We start from the raw sequence: 9,365 nt of genomic DNA, 5'->3' as shown, positions 1-9,365 counted from the left end.
CACACCGGATCCGTATTTTGAGTAATTACCGGGGTGATCGGAGTCCCACACACATCGTTTACCACGGGTGCATTTGGTTGAACAGCATCTGCAAGACAGTCCACTGTAGCGGAGTCATTTGCAGGAACCACCGGCGCAGTTGTAATAGCAATGGTTACCGTATGTACATATTCCTGTGAAGAACCTGCACAATCAGTATAGGTCCAGGTATATGTTACATCCCCTTCACACTCAGGCACGGCACTTTCCACAGGTCCTGAAGGGGTGATAGGTGTACCACAGGCATCGTTAATGGTAGGTGGAGCAGGCAGTACAATATCATCATAACACTCAACCGTAGCACTGGTAGGAGTGATGGCAGTAAGAGCCGGAATATCGATGGTATAGGTATAAGTCCAGTCATGCGAATTTCCAGCACAATCTTGGTAGTTAAACACCCAAACCATTTCACCTTCACAGCCGATAGCACTTGGAGTAGTAACCAAGATTGCTGAAATTATATTTCCGCAGGCATCCTGAATTGTTGGGGTAGTAGGTTGTACCTGGGCATCAGCCAAACATTCTACGGTGCTGCTACCATTAGCAGGTGTTGTAAAGTCTGGTAAATCGATGGTATATACAAAATTCCAGGTATCTGTATTTCCATTACAATCTTGATATGTATAGGTGAAGGTTCGAGTACCTTCACAGGTTAGAGAATCCGGATCATCGATGATCGTAGCTGCAGAAGGCGAAAGGGTATTACCACAGGCATCGGTTACCGTGGGTAATGTAAATGTCTCAGTAGCATCAGTTATACAATTAACAGTAGTAGCACCATCAATATCGGTTATCGTAAAATTTGGAATGTTGATGGTAACAACCTGCGTATCCGTAGCAATTTCGCCACACTGATCGGTAATCGTATAAGTTCTGGTAACTACAATTGGACAAGTACCAGTAGAGCTGTCCTGATATGAAATACTGGCAACATTACTTTCAATAAATGAACCACCCTCAGCGGTAAATTGTGTTTCATTGATAAAGATTTCTACTTCACTATATGCTAAAGATGTAGTACCATTAATGACATCTGTTGCACTACAACCTTCTATGGAGTATCCTGAAGGAGCTGTTATCGTTGGTGCTTCAGTATCTAAAACAATGATAGAAGAACTTCTTTCGGCAGCACAACCTCGACCATCGGTTACGGTAACTGTATAGTTTCCTTCTCCAAGTCCGCTTATATTTTGACTCGTAGAAGTGAAACCGTTGGGACCTGACCATTCATAGGTGTAATTTCCGTCACCTCCGGAGGCATTAACAATTAAACTACCGTCGGTATCTCCGGAACATAGAATATCAGTTTTATCTATCGTAGCTGATACAATTTCATAAACAGTGACGGTAAAGGTCTGGCTCTCCACACGGCCATCAGCATCGGTTACGGTTAATGTTACATTATAATCCCCGGCACCTGCATAGGTATGAGAAGGAGAGGCTTGTGTAGAGGTATTTCCATCTCCGAAATCCCAGCTATATAAATAGGCAACATCATTTTCACCTCCACGTGTAAGATCCGTAAAATTTATATTGTAACTATTACAAGGATTTTCAAAATTAAAGTTTGGTATGAGGGGTCCGTCTACCTCAAACCCAGGTGGGTTTGAGTAACATTTTCCAAATCCATTATTAGAATCACATGGATCCTTATCATTTGCTTCCCAGGATACAAATACATCTGTTGCTTGAATTTTATCTCCACAGGTGTATGTTATTGGTGTGAGTTGTATATCGACATATGTAGGTATTGCAACTTGTTCGTAATGGCAAGAAGAATAAGATGTTGTTGTGCTTGGATCATCATTTAATATTATATTAAAAGCAATACTGAGAGTGAACCTGTCAGTTGCAGTATTTCTGGTAAATGATGAATATATATAAGCGGTTTGGGTGGTTCCCGGTTCACAGGAGGTATTAATAGGGTTACCATCGGCATCACCCAGGTAAAAATTACCTACCGTAAAATCCTGAGAGTCACATTGCCCATACCCCGTACCGATGCTCATCCAAAATAGGCATATTAAGGAAAGAAGTTTTATAAAGTAATCACACTTTGTGTATAATGAGAGTAAAATTTTTCTCATAGAATTGGATTATTTAGCAAGTAAAAATGAATTAACTAATAGCGAATCAGCGAATGACCACTAAGAGCTTATTCAATTCGATTATCTATACAAGTGATAAACTTTAAATAATAGAAATTACCGGTTAATAATCCGTAATGATCTCCATCCTTGATAGTTGAATGAACTACAAATTTGTGATTAGTGAATAGAGTGCCAGGAAGGCACGAAAGTTTCGAGTAAAAATGTTTCATGGGCCTATGGTTTATTTAATTGCCCATAGTAACCATGCTAGCTATTAATCAATATTTTTAGGGACTAGCAAAAAATATTAATGTTCTATACATTAATATTTAAGGTAATTGGTTTAAGTAAGGGCAACAGGAATTATCCTTGTTACAAAAGAACTTTAGACCCAACTCATTAACAAAAAAAAATGTTAAAAGACTCGTTTTGTCGTTAACGGAATACCCCTCTTTTATTTAATCGATAAAACATGTCCTTTTATCGATATAGAGATCAAGTGAAATAAAATGTCAGATGAAATTTGGTCGGACAAGTATTATAGTCCATAACTGCATTTCATCTGACATTAAATTTAAAAACCTATATGGATGGATTAATAGTATTTCACAATATAGAAGTACGATCTTCTGTTTTCCTGATGTTTTGCTTCCGAGCACCTTACTCCATCAGCACATTCGTTTAGTAATTGACTTTCGCCATACCCTTTAGAACTTTCAATGCGTTCCTGCTCGATACCTCTGGATAATAAATATTCTTTGGTCGAATCTGCTCGGCGTTGAGAGAGCTTCATGTTATAACGTTTACTACCACGGCTATCGGTATGAGATTCTATTTTAATCACCATTTGCGGGTGATTCTTCATAACATTCACAATATGTTCTAACTCATATTGAGCATCGGTACGTATATCCCACTTATCAAAATTAAAGAAGATAGGATTCAATACAATCTGATCCTTGTCAATCAATGGAATTAGATCCAGATCTGCCTTTATCACCATATCATTTTCTTTGGTAGTGCTTATTTCCAGCAAGGTATCTCGGTAATCAGGTTTAGTCCCTTTTATCGTGAATTGCTTGTCACAATCCAAACGAAGACTGTAAAAGCCTTCGGCGTTAGAATTGACTTTTGTGAGTAATTTACCCGTACTGTCATAAACAGATACTTCAGCCTCCAGCGGGAGTTGAGTACTTGCATCTCTAACAATTCCCTCAACTAGTTGCGTACAATTAAAAGCTTCATAATAATAAATATCATCACCTCCTTTTCCTCCAGGTCTGTTCGATGAAAGGTAACCTGTTTTAAGATCATTATTCATAAAAAAGGCAAAATCATCAAATTGACTATTATAAGGAGCTCCCATATTTTCAGCGGCAGCACTATTGTCGTGTATTATATCAGATTTGTAGATATCTAACAACCCAAGCCCGAGGTATCCATCTGATGAAAAGTAGAATGTACTGTCTTTAGCTACAAAAGGAAACATTTCTTTCCCTTCTGTGTTAATATGTTTACCTAAGTTTTCAGGTTTACCGAAACTGCCATCTTCATTGATGCTAACCGCATAAATGTCAGTTTGTCCAAATCCACCCTTTTTATCTGATACAAAGAATAAAGTTTTACCATCCGGACTTAAAGCCGGATGTCCAACTGAATATTGAGAGCCGTTAAAGGGTAGTTCTTCAATATTTTGCCATATTCCATCTACCAGCGAAGCTTTGTAGAGCTTTAAATGGGAAACCCCACGATGATCGGATTTTAAGCGATTGTTCTTGCTTACATTATTACGTGTAAAGTAAAGGGTTTGTCCATCTTGAGAAATTGCAATATTGGCTTCATGGTAAGGAGTATTAACCTTTTTAGCCTTCAGCTCTTCTATACCAGTAACCGTAATTGCATCACCATTGCTGTTAACATCTGCCTGATAGATGTCCAGGAAGGGTTGTCCGTTCCATCCGTATGTCTTACCATTAGGTTGTCCGCTTGAATAATAAAGCTTATCGCCAACAGCATAAGCACCGAAGTCATAATCTGCTGTATTTATCGGAAGGTTTTGAGTTCGCACATAAACCCCTTCCGTTTTAGCGTAATCTTTAAAATAGTTTGCTAGATTACCCTGCAGTTGTTGAGTACGACTATCATTCTCAGTAATGTCATTAAATATTTTTAACCAGTCGTTTGCATTTTCATAATTGCCAATACTTCGCTGTGTTTGAATGTATTTATAGACATACTCAGGTTTCTTGTCATATTTTTTGTCTTCCTTTAAGGCAACTTCATACCATCGACCGGCCTTATCAGATTCTGAATTGTTATAATAACAATCGGCCAATTTGTATAAAGTTTCAGGTGTAGAATCACCATCCCTTACTACCTCTTCATATAGCTCAGCTGCTTTTACATACGAGAGGTCATTAAAATATTTGTCTGCTACGAACTTTTTCTGTCCATAGAAACTTATGGAAGTCAGAAAACATATTATAAGAAGTCTTAATTTCATCATATTACATGGCTATTAGAAGTATCTAGGACATTTACAGTTTTTTGTTTTGAACTCATAGATCAATAAAAATTCATGAGTACCCGAGGTATAAGGCCTGATCCCTGATACCGGTAATTCATAGGCATATCCCAAACGGAATTTCTCTGAAATTTGAAAATCTATGATTGCACCGAATGTATTAAAAGAATCTACACGATAGGCAGCACCCAACCATAATTTTTCATTATACAAAAAGTTAGCTGTTGCATCAAGTGAAAGTGGTGCTCCGTTAGTAGCTTTCAATAATGCCGCTGGTTTAAATTTCCAATCAGTATTAAGATCAAAAACATATCCTCCAGTTAGGTAATAGCTTACGCGCTCCAGGGCTACATAATCCACTCCGGCAGCTTCACCATCATTATAATCATTATTCAAAATTCTTGGAGCCGATAACCCTACGTACCAACGTTCGTTATGTAAATAGGTTCCCACGCCGATATTGGGAGACCATCGGTTTGAGAATTCCGTAAAATAAGGGTCGTTAGCCACGCTGGGATCTGTTAATAACTCGTCATCTAAAGTATAATGTGTAAAACCACCTTTTAGTCCAAAAGCCAGCTTAGTAGCAGGACTCACCTGGATAGAATAGGAGAAGTCACCATAAAAATAACTGGAGTTTTCATATCCCAGGTTATCGTTAATAAATGAAAATCCTAGTCCTACCTTTTCGTTTTTTAAAGGAGTATGTACTGATACGGTTTGCGTTGAAGGGCCACCTTCGAACCCGGCCCATTGAGATCTATGTAGCCCAACAACACTAAACCCACCTCTACTCCCTGCATAAGCAGGGTTGATAGAGATTGTGTTAAACATATATTGTGTAAACTGTGGCAACTGTTGCGAGAATGCTTGGGTTCCGCAGAAAATTGCTATAACGTATATAATATTTCTAAATGTTTTCATGAGTCAAGAGTTTTTTATTTAGTACCAACGTATATGTAGCCGGTAATAGGTTTTAATCCACTGTTTTCTAATTCTACAACATAGTAGTAGGTACCCGCTGGCACTGTCCTGGAGCTACCTACAGCACTGCTGGTAGTGGTTCCATCCCAGTTATTCTGATAGTTGTCTGACTCGTAGACAACAGTACCCCAACGGTTAAAGATCTTGACATTGGTAGTAAATCCGCAATCTGTTGCACCATTTACTTCAAAGTATTGATTATGTACATCGTTATTAGGAGTAATAACCTTCGATACAACAATATCATCTTGTCCACATGGTAATACAACACATTCATCGTGAACTGTGATTCTGAATTCTCGTACCTGTGGACAATCATTTACAGTTTCTGTGTATTCAACCGTATAAACCCCTAATTCGGTTTCTGATGGTCTGATCAGAGAACCGATCAGGTTAATAAGTCCTTCTTTAATGGTCCATCTACCTCCACGGGCAACACCATCTTCCAGGTATTGTTCCAGGTCGACTTCAGCATCTTCCACACAGAACTCGATTTCACGTAGTGCAGAACGGGTTTCATTAACAGCTACATTCACTACCTGTACATATTCAGCAGTATTGTTACAGCTGTCAGTAACCGTCCATGTTCTGGTAATAGTATAGTCAGCAACGACATTGTCTTGCTTTGTACTGTTTTCTTCGAATTGTACATCAACCACCTCGCCACATGCATCAGTAAAATCAATTTCAGGAGCTACCGGAATAGCATCACATGTAACATCCAGTTGACTATCAATAGTTACCGTTGGCATTGGTGCGGTGGTATCCATTAAAGTGATAATCTGAATGTCAGTAGCTGTATTGCCACAGTCATCAACAAGGGTCCATGTTCTGGTAATCATACTTTCACCTGCACATTCTCCTTCTTCAATCGAGTCACTAAATGTAGCTTCCAGGTCTGTTGAACAATTATCAGCTTCATCCGTTACATCACCAGTGATTGATAAGTCTGTTACATCCACATCACATTCAAGCGTTACATCTCCAGGAACCGTAAAGGTCGGTAGGGTTGTATCTTCTACGGTGATCGTTTGAGTTACTTCGGTGGTATTACCGCAATCATCAGAAACACTATAAGTTCTTGTAATTACTTGAGGACATGCACCTCCATCAGAAACATCACTCACAAATACTACAGTCGGAACCGAAGTACAATTATCAGCTGCATCCGTCACTACTGATACATCCGGATCCGGTACATCAGAGAAACATTCAACGGTAACAGGCGTGGGGTTAGATGCTGTTGGTGCTGTGGTGTCTTGAACAGTGATGGTTTGTACATGCTCAGTTTCAAGGCCACATTCATCAGTAGCAGTCCATGTTCTGGTTAAAGTGTAATTAGAAACACAATTCCCCTCAGTTCTCACCTCCTCATAAGTCACAACCGCATCACCACAGTTATCGGTAGCTGTTAAAGTTTCAGCTACAGGAACTGCATCACATTCTACCGTTGCATCAGCTGGAAGTGTTTCCACAAACACAGGAGCTGTAGTATCCTCTACTGTAATTGTTTGAACATGTACAGTGTCATTACCACACTCATCTGTAGCGGTCCATGTTCTGGTTAATATATAACTGGAAGGACAAGACCCGTCAGTTCTTACTTCATCGTAGGTTACTATAGCAGCGCTACACGCGTCATTAGCAGTAAGTATTTCAGCAGTTGGTACTCCATCACACTCAACCGTTACATCAACAGGGAGTGTTTCGTTGAACGATGGATCAATAGTATCTTCGATAGTGAAAGTGGCCGTAGTTTCCGAGAAGTTACCACAACCGTCAGTAGCAGTAAAGGTTACCGTTACTGAACCGGTTGCACCACATTCATCTGATAAGGCATTAAAGTCATTGGTCCATGTAATTACAGAACAATCATCTTCAGCAATAGCTCCTCCATTATTGTCCAACCAGGCTTGAAGTTCAGTTGTATTTCCACTACCATCACACTCCACAGTTTCATCAGCAGCATCTGTAGTAATGGTTGGAGCAGTAGTATCCTCAATTGCATAGGTTGCAGTTACCGAAGATTGATTACCACACTCATCAGTGGCGGTAAATATTACTTCAATAGGTGCAGAGCAATCAGAACCGGCTCCTCCATAATTGTTGGTCCATGTAACTGTACCACAATTGTCAGTAGCAGTAGCACCTCCATTATTATCCAACCAATCCTGAATGGCTCCATTATTTCCAGTTCCATCGCATTCAACAATTAAATTGTCAAGTGCAGAATCATCTATGTCAGGCGCAGTAGTGTCTTGAACAGTGATAGTTTGAACATGAACAGTTTCCAGTCCACATTCGTCAGTAGCAGTCCAAGTTCTTGTTAAAGTGTAATCAGAAACACAAGCACCATCAGTTCTAACTTCGCTATAAGTTACAGTAGCATCACCACAGTTATCAGTAGCGGTTAATGTCTCTGCTACAGGTACTGCATCACACTCTATTGTTGCGTCAGCAGGTAGCGCTTCAACAAACTCAGGCGCCGTAGTATCTTGAACAGTGATCGTTTGAACGTGTACAGTTTCCAGTCCACATTCGTCAGTAGCGGTCCATGTTCTTGTTAAAGTGTATTCAGAAACACAAGCACCATCAGTTCTTACTTCGTCAAAAGCTACAGTAGCATCACCGCAGTTATCGGTAGCCGTTAAAGTTTCAGCTACAGGTACAGCATCACATTCTACTGTTGTATCAGCAGGTAGCGCTTCAACAAAATCAGGAGCTGTAGTATCTTGAACCGTGATCGTTTGAACGTGTACAGTTTCCAGACCACATTCGTCAGTAGCAGTCCATGTTCTTGTTAAAGTGTAATCAGACACACAAGCACCATCAGTTCTTACTTCATCAAAGGTTACTGCAGCATCCCCACAGTTATCAGTAGCAGTTAACGTTTCCGCAACTGGAACTGCATCACACTCTACTGTTGTATCAGCTGGAAGCGTTTCCACAAACGCAGGAGCGGTAGTATCCTCTACAGTAATAGTTTGAACATGTACAGTATCATTACCACACTCATCAGTAGCCGTCCATGTTCTGGTTAATATATAACTGGAAGGACAAGAGCCGTCAGTTCTAACTTCATCGTAGGTTACTATAGCAGCACTACACGCATCATTAGCAGTAAGTATTTCGGCAGTTGGCACTGCATCACACTCAACCGTTACATCAACAGGGAGTGTTTCGTTGAACGATGGATCAATAGTGTCTTCGATAGTGAAAGTAGCCGTAGTTTCTGAGAAGTTACCACAACCGTCAGTAGCAGTAAAGGTAACCGTTACTGAACCGGTAGCACCACAATCATCTGATAACGTGTTAAAGTCATTGGTCCAAGAGATTGCAGAACAATCATCTTCAGCAATAGCTCCTCCATTGTTATCCAACCAGGCTTGAAGTTCAGTTGCATTTCCACTTCCATCACACTCCACAGTTTCATCAGCAGCATCTGTAGTAATGGTTGGAGCAGTAGTATCCTCAATTGCATAGGTTGCAGTTACCGAAGATTGATTACCACACTCATCAGTGGCGGTAAATATTACTTCAATAGGTGCAGAGCAATCAGAACCGGCTCCTCCATAATTGTTGGTCCATGTAACTGTACCACAATTGTCAGTAGCAGTAGCACCTCCATTATTATCCAACCAATCCTGAATGGCTCCATTATTTCCAGTTCCATCGCATTCAACAATTAAATTGTCAAGTGCAGAATCATCTATGTCAGGCGCAGTAGT

4 protein-coding genes are annotated in these 9,365 nt (G+C 39.9%); all 4 read right to left on the bottom strand.

The window, feature by feature from the left end; translation table 11 throughout:
* On the bottom strand, positions 1-2,048 hold a 2,048-nt coding region (locus tag BM361_RS17025), incomplete at its 3' end, for an HYR-like domain-containing protein (protein ID WP_317039412.1).
* A 676-nt stretch (positions 2,049-2,724) separates the two neighbouring features.
* Positions 2,725-4,635 (bottom strand): OmpA family protein, encoded by a 1,911-nt coding sequence (locus tag BM361_RS16775; RefSeq protein WP_254785876.1) that lies wholly within the window; start codon positions 4,633-4,635, stop codon positions 2,725-2,727.
* Positions 4,636-4,647: 12 nt separating this feature from the next.
* Complete coding sequence (locus BM361_RS16770; protein ID WP_074980293.1) at positions 4,648-5,577, bottom strand: PorP/SprF family type IX secretion system membrane protein; 930 nt, start codon at positions 5,575-5,577, stop codon at positions 4,648-4,650.
* Positions 5,578-5,591: 14 nt separating this feature from the next.
* Positions 5,592-9,365 (bottom strand): T9SS type B sorting domain-containing protein (locus BM361_RS16765; protein ID WP_139226747.1); only part of this gene is annotated, 3,774 nt, incomplete at its 5' end.

The sequence above is a fragment of the Zhouia amylolytica genome (assembly GCF_900116365.1).
In the GTDB taxonomy this organism is placed as follows: domain Bacteria; phylum Bacteroidota; class Bacteroidia; order Flavobacteriales; family Flavobacteriaceae; genus Zhouia; species Zhouia amylolytica.
The sequence above is the reverse complement of the archived record's forward strand: the minus strand, read 5'-3'. Positions and strand labels throughout refer to the sequence as shown.

Excerpts from the sequence above, each read along its gene's own strand:
- BM361_RS16775 (WP_254785876.1), bottom strand. The coding sequence starts at position 4,635 with ATGATGAAATTAAGACTTCTTATAATATGTTTTCTGACTTCCATAAGT.
- BM361_RS16770 (WP_074980293.1), bottom strand. The coding sequence starts at position 5,577 with ATGAAAACATTTAGAAATATTATATACGTTATAGCAATTTTCTGCGGA.